Genomic DNA, 15308 nt, shown 5'->3' with positions numbered 1-15308 from the left:
CCCCGCCGCCCGCCGGCCCGCCGGCCTGCCGGCCGACCCGGGAGCGGAGACGACGACAGGACGTCGCGCCGTCCGGCCGGACGCGTCAGGTTCCACCGGCGAACAGGCTCTGCCCTATCCGCCGTCGCCCGGCGACCGACCCGGCCGAGGTCGAGGCGCTGCGGCGCCCCCACCGGATCCGGCCGGTCGGCGTGGTCGTGCGGCGGCCGGGCCCGGTCCGGACGGGGCGCCCGCTGCGGATCCGGCCGGTCGACGACGTCGTCCGTCGGCCGAATCCGGCCCCGACGGCTCGGCTGGTCCGGGTCGACCCGGACCCCGCGGCGACGAACCGTACGTCGCGGGACGCCCCGCGCCCGCCGGCGGTCCTGCCGCACCGGCTCGTGGCGCTGCCCGCTCCGCCCCACCCGGACGGGTCCGGCCCGGCCCGGGGGACGCCCCTGCGCCGGGCGTCGGCCGGGGCGGCACCGACGGCCCACCCCGTCCCGGTGCGGATGCTCGCGGCGCCACCCGTCCGGAGGGTCCGGCTCGTGCCGCGGTGCCTCCGGGTGTGGACGGCCCACCGGGTGCGCGTCCCGAAGGCTCTGCCCGTGTCGCGGTGCCCCCGGGTGCGGACGGTCCGCCACGTGCGCGTCCGGAGGGTCCGGCCCGGGCCGCCGTCCGCCCACCCGGTGCCGCGCAGCCACCCCTCGCCGAGGAACGAGCGGGTGGTCCGCCGATCGCTCGCCCCGCGCCCTCCGACCGTGCCGCTGGACGTGCCCTGCCGCCGAACCGGGAGCCCGGCCGAGCCGAACCGAGCGGCGTCGCCCCGGTGCCGCCGCCCGGCCGCCCCGGCGATCCCGTCGGGGTGGCGCGGGCCGCCGCAGTGGTGCCGACCCCGTCCGGGCCGGCGGAACGGCCGGTACCGGAGCAGCCCGGCGGCCCCGCACTCCGTCCCGCCGACTCGCCCGCAGACGCCGACCCGGCGGCTGCCCGGTCCGAGGCGCATCGGGAGTCGCGTGAACGGCGGCGTCTGCGTGCGGCGGTGCTGGTGCTGGTCAGCGTCGTGCTGCTCGGCGCGGTGCCGCTCTTCTTCGGCCTCCGGACGTTGAGCCGTGACCCGGTCTTCGACAACCTGGACCAGCTCGACGTGCCGGGTTGGGCGGCGGCGAAGACCGTCGACGACGTCAGCGGCAGCCGATGGTGTCTGCTCGACTGCCGGCTGCGGGAACGCACCGTCACCTCGGAGAAGGCCCCGGCGGAGACGGCACAGGCCTACGAGGAGGCGTTGCGGCAGGACGGTTGGCAGCCGTGGAAGGTGAGTCGCTGCCCGGAGCAGGAGACGAAGGGCAGCTACACCTGCTGGCGGCGCGACGAGTTGACGCTCGACCTGTGGGTACGCGAGCCGACCTGTGTGCCGCCGCCGGTCGACGGCGAGCCGGCCGTGCCGTCTGCCGATCCGTCGGCCGCTGCGACCGAGTGCACCGGCTCGTTGGTGTCGGTGAAGGTCCGTAACGCGATCGACGACGAGCGCACCAGGCCACAGCCGACCACCGACCCGTCACTGACCGGAGAGGATCCGTACCCGACGGTCAGCGGCGATCCGCTGGGCGAGCTGACACCCTCACCGTCGTGAGCCGGGCTCCATCACGGACGGTAGGGTCTGGGGCTGGCGGGCACGCCCGCTGCCGGTGACCGCCGACGGGGTGGCGGCCGGTACGGGTGCCATCGTTGTGCGTTCCTGGGACGTCGGGTCCTGCGGAACTTCTGCTTGAGGAGGACAGGCGTGAGCGAGCTTGGAGCGATCGCGGCGTTGATCGCGGCATCCGCGTTCGCGGTGCTGGTGCTCATCCTGACGCTGCCCATCCTGCGGCTGCGGCACACGGTTGACGCCACCACCCGGATGATCAACGACCTCAACGATCGGACCGCGCCGCTGCTCGGCGACGTGAACACGACGGTGAAGAACGTCAACGTGGCGCTGGAGCAGGTGCAGACCTCGCTCGACGGCGTGAACCTCCAGCTGGCGAAGGTCGACACGATGACCAGCCACGCGCAGAACGTCACCGCCAACGTCGCCAACCTGGCCACCGTCGTCTCCGCCGCGGCCGCCAACCCGCTGGTCAAGGTGGCCGCGTTCGGCTACAGCGTGCGGAAGGCCGCCGCGAGCCGCCGGCACGCCGAGACCGAGCGTGAGGTCCGCGACACCATCAAGCAGCAGCGGCGGGCCGCGCGGCGCGGCAACAGCTGACCCGGCCGAGGCACCAGGAAGGTAGCGAGACATGAGGCGTCTGTTCTGGCTCGGTATCGGGGTGGCCGTCGGTGTGATCGTGGTCCGCAAGGCGACCCGGACCGCCCAGGCGTACACACCGGCCGGCATCGCCAGCTCGCTGACGGAATCCGCTGGCGGCCTGGTCGAGTCGCTGCGTAACTTCGTGGAGGACGTCCGGGTCGGGATGGCCGAACGCGAGCAGGAGATCCACCAGGCGTTCGCCCAGGGCGAGGCGTTCGACGACCAGTTCGCCGAGTTGCGGGAAGACCCGCGGATCGGCGATCGAAACATCTTTCCGGAGGAACATCAGCGATGAAGACGGCGGAGATCAAGCGGCGGTACCTCGCCCATTTCGAGGCGAATGGCCACGCTGTGGTGCCGTCCGCTCCGCTGCCCGCCATCAGCGACCCGAATCTGTTGTTCGTCAACGCCGGCATGGTGCAGTTCGTGCCGTATTTCCTGGGTCAGCAGACGCCCGCGTACCAGCGGGCGGTCAGCGTGCAGAAGTGCATCCGGACCCCGGACATCGACGAGGTCGGTAAGACCAGTCGGCACGGCACGTTCTTCCAGATGAACGGCAACTTCTCCTTCGGTGACTACTTCAAGGCCGGGGCGATTCCGCTGGCGTGGGAGTTGTCCACGAAGCCGATCGCCGAGGGTGGCTACGGGCTGGATCCGGAGCGGATCTGGCCGACGATCTACCTGGACGACGACGAGGCGTTCGAGATCTGGCGGTCGGTCGGCGTTCCGGCGGAGCGGATCGTGCGGCGCGGCAAGGCGGACAACTTCTGGTCCATGGGCATTCCCGGGCCGTGCGGTCCGTCGTCGGAGCTGTTCTACGACCGGGGTCCGGAGTACGGCCGCGAGGGTGGCCCGGCGGTCGACGAGGACCGGTACATGGAGTACTGGAACCTCGTCTTCATGCAGTTCGAGCGGGGTCCGGGTACGACCAAGGAGGACTACCCGATCCTGGGTGACCTGCCGGCGAAGAACATCGACACCGGCATGGGCCTGGAGCGGATGGCCTCGATCCTGCAGGGTGTGGACAACCTGTACGAGATCGACGAGGTGCGGCCGATCCTGGCGCGGGCGGCGGAGCTGACCGGCAAGCGGTACGGCGCGCACTCGGGGCATGTGGCGAGTGAGTCGCACCCGGACGACGTGCGGTTGCGGGTGATCGCGGACCACGTGCGGACGGCGTTGATGCTGATCGGCGACGGGGTGACCCCGAGCAACGAGGGCCGTGGGTACGTGCTGCGGCGGATCATGCGGCGGGCGATCCGGTCGATCCGGTTGCTGGGCTGGCAGGACCGGGCGCTGCCCGAGCTGCTGCCGGTGGCGCGGGACTGCATGGCCCCGTCGTACCCGGAGTTGGCGACCGACTTCGACCGCATCGCGGACTACGCGTACGCGGAGGAGGAGGCGTTCCTGTCCACCCTGCGGGCGGGCACGACGATCCTGGACACCGCGATCGCGGAGACCCGCACGGCGGGTGGCAGCTCGCTGTCCGGGGCGAAGGCGTTCCAGTTGCACGACACCTACGGTTTCCCGATCGATCTGACCCTGGAGATCGCCGCGGAGCAGGGCCTCACCGTCGACGACGAGGGCTTCCGCCGGCTGATGGCGGATCAGCGCACCCGGGCCAAGGCCGACGCGCAGGCCCGCAAGACCGGGCACGTCGACCTGTCGGCGTACCGGTCGGTGCTCGACGCGGGTGGTCCGGTGACGTTCACCGGCTACAGCGAGGTGTCCCGCGAGTCGACGGTGCGGGCGCTGCTCGGCGCCGATGGCCCACGTCAGGCGGCCACCGAGGGTGACACCATCGAGCTGGTCCTCGACACCACCCCGTTCTACGCCGAGGGCGGTGGACAGCAGCCCGACCAGGGCATGATCACCGTTGGCGGCGGGCAGGTCGAGGTGCTCGACGTGCAGCAGCCGGTGCCCGGCCTGATCGTGCACCGCGCTCGGGTGATCCGGGGTGAGGTGCGGGCCGGCGAGGCCGGTTTCGCCGAGATCGACACGACTCGGCGCCGGGCGATCTCCCGCTCGCACACCGCCACCCACCTGGTGCACCAGACCATGCGCAACTTCCTCGGTGAGTCGGCCACGCAGGCGGGGTCGCTGAACGCGCCCGGCCGGCTCCGGTTCGACTTCAACACCCCGACAGGGGTGTCGCCGAGCGTCCTGCGCGATGTGGAGCAGCAGGTCAACGAGGTGTTGCTGGCCGACCTGGAGGTGCACGCCTTCATCACCTCGTTGGACGAGGCGCGGCGGATCGGCGCGATGGCGCTCTTCGGCGAGAAGTACGGCGAGGAGGTGCGGGTCGTCGAGGTGGGTGACTACGCCCGGGAGCTGTGCGGCGGCACGCACGTGGCCCGTTCGGCCCAGCTCGGCCTCGTGAAGATCCTCTCCGAGTCGTCGATCGGTTCCGGCGTCCGCCGGGTCGAGGCGCTGGTCGGCATGGACGCCTTCGGCTTCCTGGCCAAGGAACACCTGCTGGTGTCCCGGCTGGCCGAGCTGTACCGGGTGCCCAACGACCAGGTCGCCGACCGGGTGGAGCAGACGGTCACGCAGCTGCGGGACGCGGAGAAGGAGCTGGAGAAGCTCCGCGCCCAGTTGGTGCTGGGCGGGGCGGCAGCGCTCGCGGCGCAGGCCAAGGACGTGCGCGGGGTCGCGTACGTGGGCACCGAGGCGCCGGAGGGTGCGGCCGGCAACGACGTGCGGACCCTGGCCCAGGAGATCCGCGGCAAGATCGACCCGGCGCGGCCGGCGGTGGTCGCGGTGGCGGCCCGCTCGAACGGCAAGGCGTCCCTGGTGGTGGCGGTCAACGCTGCCGCTCGCGGTCGGGGCCTGGCGGCGTCGGATCTGGTGAAGGCGGCGTTCTCCGGGCGCGGTGGCGGCAGCCCCGACCTCGCCCAGGGCGGCGGTCTGCCGGCGGGCGAGGCGCCGAACCTGCTGCTCACCGTCGAGAAGGCGATTACCGAGGCGTGATGAACGATCACTGTCGGTCAGGGCGGGCCATGTGGCCCGCCCTGGTTCGTACCCACCCGGTGGTGACCGTCGGTGGCTGAATTGACGCGCGGTGTGCGACTGGGTGTCGATGTCGGCCAGGTGCGGGTGGGTGTCTCCCGCTCGGATCCGGACGGGATTCTGGCGACGCCGCTGGTCACGCTCGCTCGTGACCTCACCGCGGCGCCGGACGCGGTCCCGAGCGACCTCGCCGAGTTGGCCGCGTTGGTGGCCGAACATGAGGCCGTCGCGGTTGTCGTCGGCCTTCCGGTCAATCTCGCGGGTAAACACGGCCCGGCGGCTGTCCACGTGAAGGCGTACGCTGACCGACTGGTCGATGTGATAGCGCCCGTCCCGGTAACGCTCACTGACGAGAGGATGTCGACCGTGGTCGCTTCTCGTAGGCTTGCCGAGCGTGGCGTCCGAGGTAAGCGTCAACGTGCGGTTGTCGACCAGGCGGCCGCGGTGGAGATTCTGCAGAGCTGGCTGGACGCGCAGCGGAGGCGGACGTAATGATCGACGATCTGGACCTTGGGTTCGACGAGCCGGAGCGGGGGGAGAAGGGCCGGCACCGGCGCGGCTTCCGCAAGCGCAACGGCAAGTCCGGTGGCGGCCGGGGCAAGACATTCCTGGCGTTGTTGATGGCTCTGGTCCTGTTGGGCGGCATCGGCGGTGTCGCGTTCTACGGCTTCGACCGGATCCAGAACTACTTCGTCACCCCCGACTACGACGGCGCCGGAGCGGGTGAGATCACCGTCGAGATCAAGAACGGGGCGCTGCTCGCCGACATGGCCGACGCCCTGGTCGCTGCCGACGTGGTGAAGAGCCAGAAGGCGTTCATCGAGGCGGCCGAGGCCAACTCGCGCAGCAAGAACATCCAGCCGGGCACGTACAAGCTGCGCAAGCAGATGAGCGGTGCGAACGCCGTGACCGCGATGCTCGACCTGAAGAACAAGATCGTCAACGGCCTCACCATCCCCGAGGGCCGTACCGCCAAGAACATCTACAAGCTGCTCTCCGAGAAGACCAAGATCCCGGTCAAGGAGTTTGAGGCCGCCGCGAAGGACCCGGAGGCGCTCGGCGTCCCGGAGTGGTGGTTCAAGCGCGACGACGGCAAGAAGATCGTCAAGTCTGTCGAGGGCTTCCTCTACCCGGACACGTACGAGATCCCGCCGAAGGCCACCGCGGAGAGCATCCTCAAGCTGATGGTGGACAACTTCCTCTCGGTGAGCGGTGAGATGAAGTTCGCCGACCGGGTGCAGAAGGAACGCAAGGTCAGCCCCTACGAGGCGTTGATCGTGGCGTCGCTGGCGCAGGCCGAGGCGGGCAACAAGGACGACCTCGGCAAGGTTGCCCGGGTGGCGTACAACCGGGCGTACGGCGAGTTCCCGTGCAACTGCCTGGAGATGGACGTCACCGTCAACTACTACCTGGAGTCGATCGGCAAGCCGACCAAGTCGTCCAAGCAGATGACGGCGGCCGAGCTGGACGACCCGAAGAACCCGTACAACCGCAAGCTGCCCGGCATGATCCCCACCCCGATCAACAACCCGGGGAAGCAGGCCTTGGAAGGGGCGATGGCAACGCCGACGGGCAAGTGGCTCTACTTCGTGGCTATCGACAAGCAGGGCCACTCGGCGTTCGCCGAGACGTACGAGCAGCATCAGCGCAACGAGGCGAAGGCCCGGGAGGCCGGCATCATCTGACCGGCCCGGTCGACATCTGAAAGGCTCCCTTCCCGCTGACCAGAATGGTGGTCGTGTCGGGAAGGGAGCCTTTTGATGTGTGCGCGGCGACGCGGTTACGGCGCTAGTGTCAGTGACTCGTGCCCGTCCAGGAACCGGTGCGCGGGTTCAGGAACGTCCACACGCCATTGCTGTTCTGCTTACGCAGGGCGAAAGTGCGGTTGTAGCCGTAGTAGAAGTACCCGGTCTGGGTGCTGGTGTCATAACCGGTGTTCCGGTTGACCGCTCCGTACGCCTCGCCCCAGGTCTCCGGCCCGACCGAGCCGTCGATGCCGACGTTCATCACGTCCTGCCAGGTCCGGGTCTTGGCTGCGGTGTTGGAGCCGAACTCCCCGTCGATGAAGCTGGTGCCGACGTTGCCGGTCAGGTCGTCGGCCCAGACGATGGCCTGCCAGAGCCGGACGATGTTGCCAGTGCGCACGCAGGAGCTGGAATTGCACAGCTGGTGGTTGTCGGACCAGCTGCCCGCCGCCGGGTCCGCTTTGGCGGGCGCGCCGATCATCAGCGAAAGGCTGAAGACCGCAGCAATTGCGATAAGGGCGCGAAGAATGCGTTTGTTCAAGGTTCCCCCCCATTTTCAGATCGCTCGTACCGTCGCCGGAATGCTTTCACTCCCATCGATGACCGTCAAGCGATGGTCCGGCCCCCGAGCGTCGTCCGCAGCAGTGGTTCTCTGGTGGCCTGGCCTGCATGCTGGGTACTGTCGATCCGAGTTCCCCGGGAGGGCGGAGAGTGATGCGGAACACGGCAGGAGCCCTGGGTGGTGCGGGGTGATCGAGGCGACCCGCAGGGCCGCGGTGCTGGGCAAGCCGATCGCGCACTCCCTCTCACCGGTGATCCACACCGCCGGTTACGCCGCCGCCGGGCTGACCGGGTGGTCGTACACCCGGATCGAGTGCGCGGCGGCGGAGCTGCCGGATCTGGTCGCCGGCCTGGGCCCGGAGTGGGCCGGGTTGTCGGTGACCATGCCGGGCAAGGAGGCGGCGCTCGCCGTGGCCGCGCAGGCCTCGCCGGTTGCCGCCGCCGTCGGCGCGGCCAACACGTTGGTACGCCGCCCGGACGGTTCCTGGTACGCCGACAACACCGACGTCGCCGGCATGGTGCGGGTGCTCATCGCAGCCGGGGTGAATGCGGGTGCGGCGGTGACGGTGCTCGGCGCCGGTGGCACGGCCCGCGCCGCGCTCGCTGCCGCTGCTCAACTGGCGTGCTTCTCGGTGACGGTGGTCGCCCGCCGGTCGGGGGCGATCGACGAGCTGCGGCCGGTAGCCGATGCCCTGGGTGTCGCGCTGACCCCCGCCGGCTGGGCCGACGCGCCCCGGCACCTCTCCGCCGCCGACCTGGCTGTCTCCACCGTTCCGAAGGGGGTCGCCGACCCGTTGGCCGCCGAGGTGGCCTGGCGGCCGGGCGCGGTGTTCTTCGACGCTCTCTACGACCCGTGGCCCACCCCGTTGGCCGCCTCCGCCGTCGCGGCCGGTCTGCGGGTGGTGTCCGGTCTGGACCTGCTGCTCGCTCAGGCGGTAGGGCAGTTCGAGCAGTTCACCGGTGTGCCCGCCCCGGTCGAGGCGATGCGGGAAGCCCTCACCGCGGCCCGCTAGGAGTCGGCCTCCGGGCGGGGCGATGGTGGCCAACTTAGCGGAGAGTTAAGACGCGCTTACGGAAAACTGTCCTGCATACGACATCACCTGGTCGTCGATACGCTGCTGACCGTTACGGAAGCAGATACAGGGAGTGCCCTTGACCAGGCATGGACTGCACCGCAGAACTCGGATCCACCACGCACGTCGGCGCCGGGCGATCGCCATCGGCGTGGTCGGCGGTTCGGTGGTCGCCGGCATCGTGGCGACCATGATGCCGCTGCTGGCCAGCGACGACCTGTCGATCCGGGCGGCGGCCGACACCACCGCGAGCGCGGTGTCGCAGGACGGTGACAACGCGGCCAAGGCGACGCTGGCCACCTGCCCGACGCGTTGCGACGGCAACTCGCGCGGTGGCCGCGAGGCGGTCATCGAGTTCGCCGTGACCACCGTGCCGGCCGCCGCGGTCAACCTCCGGGCGACGCTGCGGGTGCACGCCTGGCAGCAGTTCGCCGCCGTCGTGACAGCGCACGCCTCACCGCTGAGCGCGCACGAGGCTCGGCCGGCGTTGGCATCGCCCGGTGACGCGCTGGACAGCGTGTCCGCGGTGTCCAGCGGCGTCAACGAGTGGGACATCTCCGAGCTGGTCACCGGCAACGGCACCTGGACGGTCTCGCTGACGCAGAGTGGCTTGGAGAGCCGGATCTACTGGGCGTCGGCCGACAATGGTGATCCGGAGCTGCGTCCCACCCTGCTGGTCAGCTACGACATCGGCGCTGCGCCGTCGTCGCCGCCGGCCACCCGGCCGACGCCGAGCACGTTGCCGACCACCACCGCCCCGAAGCCCTCGCCGACGGCCGCGCCGACGACCCGGACGCCCTCCGCCACCGCAGTCCCCACCAACCCGCCCGTCGGGTGCGGCTCGGTGTCGGACAAACTCGTGCCTTCCTGTGGCGCCTGGTGGGGGATGTACTCACCCGCCGGGGCGGCCGGCGGCTGGGACCACGGCAAGGCTGTCACCGACGTGGAGAGCCAGGTCGGGCGGAGGTTCGACATCGTGCACCGCTATCACGACTTCTCCAACGCCGGCAGCAACGGTGCGTTCCCCGACGCGTACGAACTGCGGCAGTTGCGGGAGGGCCGGTTGTTGTTCTTCGCCTGGGAGTCCCGCGACTTCTCCGCCGGCACCACCCTCACCTGGGCCGATGTCTACAGCGGCAGGCACGATGCGACCATCGACGCGGTCGCGGATCGGGTTCGCGCGGTCGGCGTGCCGGTCTTCATGGGCTTCGACCACGAGCCGGAGGACGAGCCGGCCAAGGGCAGCGACGCCGACTTCGTCCGTGCCTGGCGCTACGTCCACGAGCGGTTCGCCACGGCGGGTACGACCAACGCGGTCTGGGTCTGGACGATGATGGGCTGGTCAGGCCACTATTCACGGTACGCCGGCCTGTACCCGGGTGACCGGTACGTCGACTGGGTGGCCTACGACCCGTACAACTTCCACGTCTGCAACGGCAGCACGGTGTGGAGGAATCCGAGCACGACGGTCGGTGGTTTCTACAACTGGCTGGACGACAGCGGCATCGGGGCCGGCAAGCCCCGGATGCTCGCCGAGTTCGGCACCAACTTCGACGCCGCCGACCCGAGTGCCAAACAGCGCTGGTTCCAGGAGTTCCCGGCAGCGCTGAAAGCGCACCCGAAGATCAGGGCCGCCATCTACTTCAACTCGGCCGGCATGACCAACCGTACGGCCCGCTGCGACATGACGATGAACCACGACGCCGCGGCGGTGGCGGGCTTCGCGCAGGCCGGACAGGACCCGTACCTGCGGCAGCCGACCGGAGGCAGTCGCTGACGATCGCACGGACGGTGGAGGAGGACCGATGGCGGTGACGGAGACCAGGTGGCCACGTGCCACGGACGTGACGGGGCCAGTGACCGGTCCACCGGACGGCGGTGTCCGGCGGTGGTGCTGATCTACGCTCTGGGGGCGGCGTCCGTGCTGGTGCCGGCCGTCCTGATCCCCGTGGCGGCGACCCGGTGGGCTCCGGCCGCACAGCGGAGCCGCGCGGCGGACCGGCTACGCGTCGCGGTGGCCGGGCTCACCGGGGCTCTCGGCCGAAACGGCGCCGCTCTCGTCGTTCTGCTCGCTGGGTCGGCGGCGGTGGTGACGGTCTGCTGGCCCCTCGGTGAGGCGCTGTCCAGACTGGAGCCGTCCGTCGATCACCCGGTCTTCGACTACGTGCACGCCCGCCGGGTCGACGGGTGGGCCGAGGTCAACTCGTTCGTCACGGCGCTCGGGGACCGGTACCCGCTCAAGTGGGTGACGGTGGTCGCGGCGGTCGGCTTCGCCATCGCCTGGCGACACCGTCGCTGGTGGATTCCGCTGATCGCGCTGCCGATGCAGTTCGTGGTCGAGCAGTACACCCAGCAGATCCTGGCAGTGACCGTGAACCGGGGCCACCCACCCACTGACGTCGGCACCTATCCCTCTGGCGGTTGCGCCCGCGTCATGCTCACGTTCGGCGTCATCGCGGTGCTGGCGGGGTTGACCTGGAACGTCTCGCGACGCGGCCGAATCGCCATCGCGACCGCGCTGGCCGTGCTGGTCTCTGTGGAGGGTTACACCCGCATCTATGCCGAGAAGCACTGGCTCACGGACGTGCTCGGTGGCTGGATCTTCGGCGCGCTGCTGCTCGGCGTGCTGGTTCTGACGGTGCTCGTCGCCGAGGGGCGGGTGCGTCCACCCGCCCGGTCCGTGCACGTGGCACCCGTCGAGGCCACGACCACCGCCTGACCCGTTCGTCGCATCGCCACCCGGGCACGGCTCACCCGCGGTGTCTGACACCCGACAGCGAAACGGCCGCCGCCGCCGCGTCCGTGCCAGTGACCGCCCAATCGGCGGATATCGCCAACGGTGACCGAGGGGGCACGCTACGTGGGTTCTCGTCCAACCTGGAGGCGCAGCGTGCCCACAGTCAGGCCCTCTCGGCGATCTGCACGATGTCGTATCCGCGCGGCGGCAGTCGGTCTGGTGACCGTAGCCGCGCTGTTGACGATCCCCTCTGCCGCCTCGGCCGTGGTGGTGCCGGCCCCCGAGACGGCGACCCTGGTGTCGACGAATCCCGCCGACGTCACACCGCACGGCCGCGATGGCGAGAGCCGCGCCTTCGCGCAGGTCGGCTCGCGGGTGTACGTGGGGGGCAGCTTCACCCAGATTCGGCAGACCGCCGCCACGGCGTGGGTCAACCAGAGCTACCTGTTCGCGTACGACCGGGTTAGCGGAACCATTTCGACCACGTTCCTGCCGGCCCTCGACGGCCCGGTCAACACCCTGCTCGCCGGCCCGAACGGCACGCTCATCGTCGGCGGCGGGTTCAAGACGGTCAACGGTGTCTCCCGGAAGAACCTGGTCGCCCTGGATCCGACGACCGGGGCGACCATCGACAGTTGGGTCGGTCGTTCGGACGGCGGCATGATCCGGGACATGGTGCTGCGCGGCAACTGGCTCTACGTCGCGGGCGCTTTCAACTGGTTGAACGGCGCCGCGCACTCCGGGCTGGGTCGACTCAACGCCACCACCGGTGCGATCGACCCGACGTTCACCATCAACGCCACGGTCGGAAGGCACGGCACCGGCTCGTACGGCTGGACGATCGATGTCACGCCGAACGGGCAGACCATGATCGCCGCCGGCAACTTCACAGTCGTGAACGGACTGCCCCGGAACCAGATGGCGATGATCGATCTCTCGGGCACGCCGACGCTGCTGGACTGGAGCACCGAGAAATTCGTCGCGCCGTGCGCGGCGCCCGCGACCTTCGTGCACTACGTCCAGGATGTGAAGTTCGGCGCGGACGGCAGTTGGTTCGTCGTCGGCACCAACGGCGGTGCCGGTTGGCCGGCGGCGTACTGTGACGCGCTGATCCGCTTCGAGACCGCGAACCGGGGTGGGGGTCAGCTCGGCACCTGGGTCGACTACACCGGCAACGACACCATCACCTCCGTCGAGGTGGCCGACAATGTCATCTACCTGGGCGGGCACTTCCGCTGGCTGAACAACCCGAACGCCACCGACGCGGCGGGCGACGGCGCGATCGACCGCCTCGGCATCGCCGCCGTCACTCCGGCGACCGGCCTGCCGGTGGCCTGGAATCCCGGCCGCCGCGGCAGCGCGTCCATGCCGGAGGGCACAAGCACCTGGGGTTCGCAGGTCCCCGTGCTCTGGCGAGGCAGCGACGGGCTCTACTTCGGGCACAACTCCGACGGAATGGGCAGCGAGTACCACGGCCGGCTCGGCATGTTTCCGCTCGACGGTGGCCGGACCGTGGTCCCGAAGACGCCGCCGACCGCGACCACCGGCAACCTCTACCTCGGCACCGGCGAAGGCCAGCTGGCCAAGGCGTCGTTCAACGGCGCGAGTGTCGGTGCCCCCACCACCGTCAGCCAACCCAACTACACGAGTGCCGGTGCGACCTGGCGGGTGAGCGACCGCATCTACTGGGCGCACACCGTGGCCGGTGCCCCCACCGGCAGCCGGATCGACGTCTCGATGTTCAACGGCGGTGCCATCGGCGTCCCCTGGGAGTCGTCGGGGTTCAACGACTGGTTCAACGCCGCGGGCATGACCGGCGCGTTCTACCTCGGTGGCCGGTTGTACTACACCCGCAGCGGTGCCAACGCGCTCTACTACCGCTACTTCGAGATCGACGGTAACTACCTGGGCGCCACCGAGTTCAGCCTGCAGACCACGGGTGTCACCTGGTCGTCGGTGCGCGGCATGGCCTGGGTCGGCGGCCGGATCGTGTACGGCGGTAGCGACGGAACGCTGCGCAGCGTGCCGTTCGATCCCACGGCCGACCTGGCGGTCAACGGCGCGGCCAGCACGGTGATCGCACCGGCGAGCGGGGCCCTGACCTGGTCCACGCCCCGGATCTTCTTCTCCGTGCAGTGACAGCGACCTCCACTGTCACCGAAAATCGACAGATGACGATCCGGTCGGCGGCGGACCAGATCGCTGGCCCGAAGCGTTTCGAGGGGATGTGCCACGCCTGTCGCAGGTGTCGACACGTCCAGGCAACCCACGACAGACGGTGAAGTTTCATGGTTGATGTACCTCCCGGTACCTGGTCCGCCGGCACCCTCGGCGGTGGGGGCACGTCGGCCCGCACGGTCACCCTGACGGATCTGCTCCGCGTCCCGCTGCACCGGATCCGTCTGGTGGGGGCGGTCGCCGCCGTCGGCCTCCTCGCCGTCCTCGGGTACGTCGTCCTGATGCCCAGCGCGGTCACCGCGAGCGCCGTGGTGGCGGTACGCCCGGTCGTCACCGACGCGTTCACCCCCAGCGGCGCCGCCGCCGACCGGGCGGTGAACATGAACGTGGAGAGCGGCATCGCCACCGGGACGGAGGTCGTGCAACGGCTCGCGGCCGAGGGCCGGGACCAGCGCGAGGTGCGCGACGCCCTTGAGGTGGAGGTGCCCACCGGCGGGCAGATCCTCCGCTTCTCGTACACCGGTCGCTCGGCCGACGACGCGGTACGCAACGTCAACCTCGCCGCGCAGACCTACCTCGACGTACGCCGGACGATGTACGAGAAGCAGCGGGCCGAGATGCTGAAGCGCTACGACGAGAGCATCGTGGAGGTGGACAAACAGCGGGAGATTCTGCAGCGGCGAATCGTCAGCGCGCGGGATGGTGCGCTGGACGCCGCCATTGCCGAACTGGGCGGCACCAACAGTCAGCTCACCCAGTTGAGGTCGGCGCGGACAGAGATCGCGGCGGTCGATGTCAATCCGGGTTGGATCACACAGAGCGCGGAAAATGTTCTGGTCTCCTCCGGCCGGCACACCCTGCTCTACGTGCTGGCCGGGCTGCTCGGCGGCGCGCTGCTGGGCGTGGTGCTGGCGTTCGCCTGGGAGTCCGCGGACCGTCGGGTCCGATCGGTCCACGACGGACGTGACGTCACCGGCCTGCCGCTGCTCGGCACTGTGCGCGGCGGCCTGTTCGCCGGCGGCCTGTTCGGCGGCCGACGGAAGGTGATGGACGCCGACATCCGGTACGTGGCGATGGCGATCGCCGAGCGGGTTCGCGAGCCGGCCCGGGTGGCGTTGCTGACCACACGTGAGGACCCGAGCACCATCACCGCCTCCCTGGCGGTCGCGCTCGCCGCGCCCGGCCGGGATGTCTACGTGGCCGACGACAGCGGCCGACTGGAGAGGCTGCGTGCCGCGGTGCTGGCGGACCGGGCCCAACTGCCCGCGGCGCTCAACCCGGCCCGTCCCCTCGTCCCGAAGCCCCGAGGCACCGATGCGGTCAGCGGCAATGGCATCATCGGCCAGGTCCCCACCCGCCGCCCGTCGCCCTACCCGGTCGGCAGCCGCCCGTCGAAGGACCCGGACGCCACCCTGACCCTGCCGCGAACGACTTTGGACGCGACGGCGAACGGCCCGGGTGCGGCCGCGACCAAGGCGGGCGAGGTGCCCGTGGGTGCCGGCGGGGTGCGTTTCGGCACGTGGCGGCAGCGCGTCACCACCGGGGTCGTGCTCTTCAACGCGCCACCCTCGGAGGCCGACGAGCGTGGCGTCGCGGTGGCCCGCCAGGGCAGCGCGGTCATCCTGGTCGAACAGGACAGGACCCGGCACAGCGACCTGCGCCGGCTCGTGGAGCGGCTTCGTGCGGCCGGGGTCACCCCCCTGGGTTTCGTGCTCACCGGCAGCGGACGGGGCTGA

At 70.4% G+C, this 15308-nt stretch carries 12 protein-coding genes; 11 read left to right on the top strand and 1 reads right to left on the bottom strand.

The window, feature by feature from the left end:
- The first annotated feature begins 844 nt into the window (after positions 1-844).
- From FHU34_RS22715 to mltG, 6 genes are all read left to right on the top strand, one after another.
- Positions 845-1612, top strand: coding sequence for a hypothetical protein (locus FHU34_RS22715; protein WP_425280585.1), 768 nt, complete (start codon positions 845-847; stop codon positions 1610-1612).
- 150 nt (positions 1613-1762) lie between these two features.
- On the top strand, positions 1763-2227 hold the full coding sequence (locus FHU34_RS22710; protein WP_145783811.1) for a DUF948 domain-containing protein: 465 nt from the start codon (positions 1763-1765) through the stop codon (positions 2225-2227).
- Positions 2228-2258: 31 nt separating this feature from the next.
- The gene (locus tag FHU34_RS22705) at positions 2259-2564 is read left to right on the top strand and encodes a hypothetical protein (protein ID WP_145783809.1); all 306 of its coding nucleotides are present in this window, start codon (positions 2259-2261) and stop codon (positions 2562-2564) included.
- Positions 2561-5239 (top strand): alanine--tRNA ligase, encoded by a 2679-nt coding sequence (gene alaS, locus FHU34_RS22700; RefSeq protein ID WP_145783807.1) that lies wholly within the window; start codon positions 2561-2563, stop codon positions 5237-5239. Before FHU34_RS22705 ends, alaS begins: the two co-directional genes overlap by 4 nt.
- Positions 5240-5311: 72 nt before the next feature.
- On the top strand, positions 5312-5770 hold the full coding sequence (gene ruvX / locus FHU34_RS22695; RefSeq protein ID WP_145783805.1) for a Holliday junction resolvase RuvX: 459 nt from the start codon (positions 5312-5314) through the stop codon (positions 5768-5770).
- The gene (gene mltG, locus FHU34_RS22690; RefSeq protein WP_145783803.1) at positions 5770-6963 is read left to right on the top strand and encodes an endolytic transglycosylase MltG; all 1194 of its coding nucleotides are present in this window, start codon (positions 5770-5772) and stop codon (positions 6961-6963) included. Before ruvX ends, mltG begins: the two co-directional genes overlap by 1 nt.
- Positions 6964-7072: 109 nt before the next feature.
- Here mltG and FHU34_RS22685 read toward each other — a convergent pair whose 3' ends face one another.
- The gene (locus FHU34_RS22685) at positions 7073-7504 is read right to left on the bottom strand and encodes a peptidoglycan-binding domain-containing protein (RefSeq protein ID WP_145783801.1); all 432 of its coding nucleotides are present in this window, start codon (positions 7502-7504) and stop codon (positions 7073-7075) included.
- Positions 7505-7772: 268 nt separating this feature from the next.
- On the opposite strand from FHU34_RS22685, the gene FHU34_RS22680 reads away from it, so the two are divergent.
- The 5 genes from FHU34_RS22680 (at position 7773) to FHU34_RS22660 (ending at position 15308) form a co-directional block, all read left to right on the top strand.
- On the top strand, positions 7773-8597 hold the full coding sequence (locus FHU34_RS22680; RefSeq protein WP_425280548.1) for a shikimate dehydrogenase: 825 nt from the start codon (positions 7773-7775) through the stop codon (positions 8595-8597).
- A gap of 139 nt (positions 8598-8736) precedes the next feature.
- Entirely contained in the window at positions 8737-10434 is a 1698-nt protein-coding gene (locus FHU34_RS22675) for a glycosyl hydrolase (RefSeq protein ID WP_145783799.1), read from the top strand.
- A 111-nt stretch (positions 10435-10545) separates the two neighbouring features.
- Positions 10546-11376 (top strand): phosphatase PAP2 family protein, encoded by an 831-nt coding sequence (locus FHU34_RS22670; RefSeq protein ID WP_145783797.1) that lies wholly within the window; start codon positions 10546-10548, stop codon positions 11374-11376.
- Between the two features lie 213 nt (positions 11377-11589).
- On the top strand, positions 11590-13533 hold the full coding sequence (locus FHU34_RS22665) for a hypothetical protein (protein ID WP_145785753.1): 1944 nt from the start codon (positions 11590-11592) through the stop codon (positions 13531-13533).
- Between the two features lie 149 nt (positions 13534-13682).
- Positions 13683-15308 carry a CpsD/CapB family tyrosine-protein kinase gene (locus FHU34_RS22660; RefSeq protein ID WP_145783795.1) on the top strand — a complete coding sequence of 542 codons (1626 nt, stop codon included), beginning with the start codon at positions 13683-13685 and terminating at the stop codon, positions 15306-15308.

The sequence above is a fragment of the Micromonospora taraxaci genome (assembly GCF_007830095.1).
In the GTDB taxonomy this organism is placed as follows: Bacteria; Actinomycetota; Actinomycetes; order Mycobacteriales; family Micromonosporaceae; genus Micromonospora; species Micromonospora taraxaci.
Note: the sequence above shows the minus strand (reverse complement) of the source record. Positions and strands in the feature narration are given on the sequence as shown.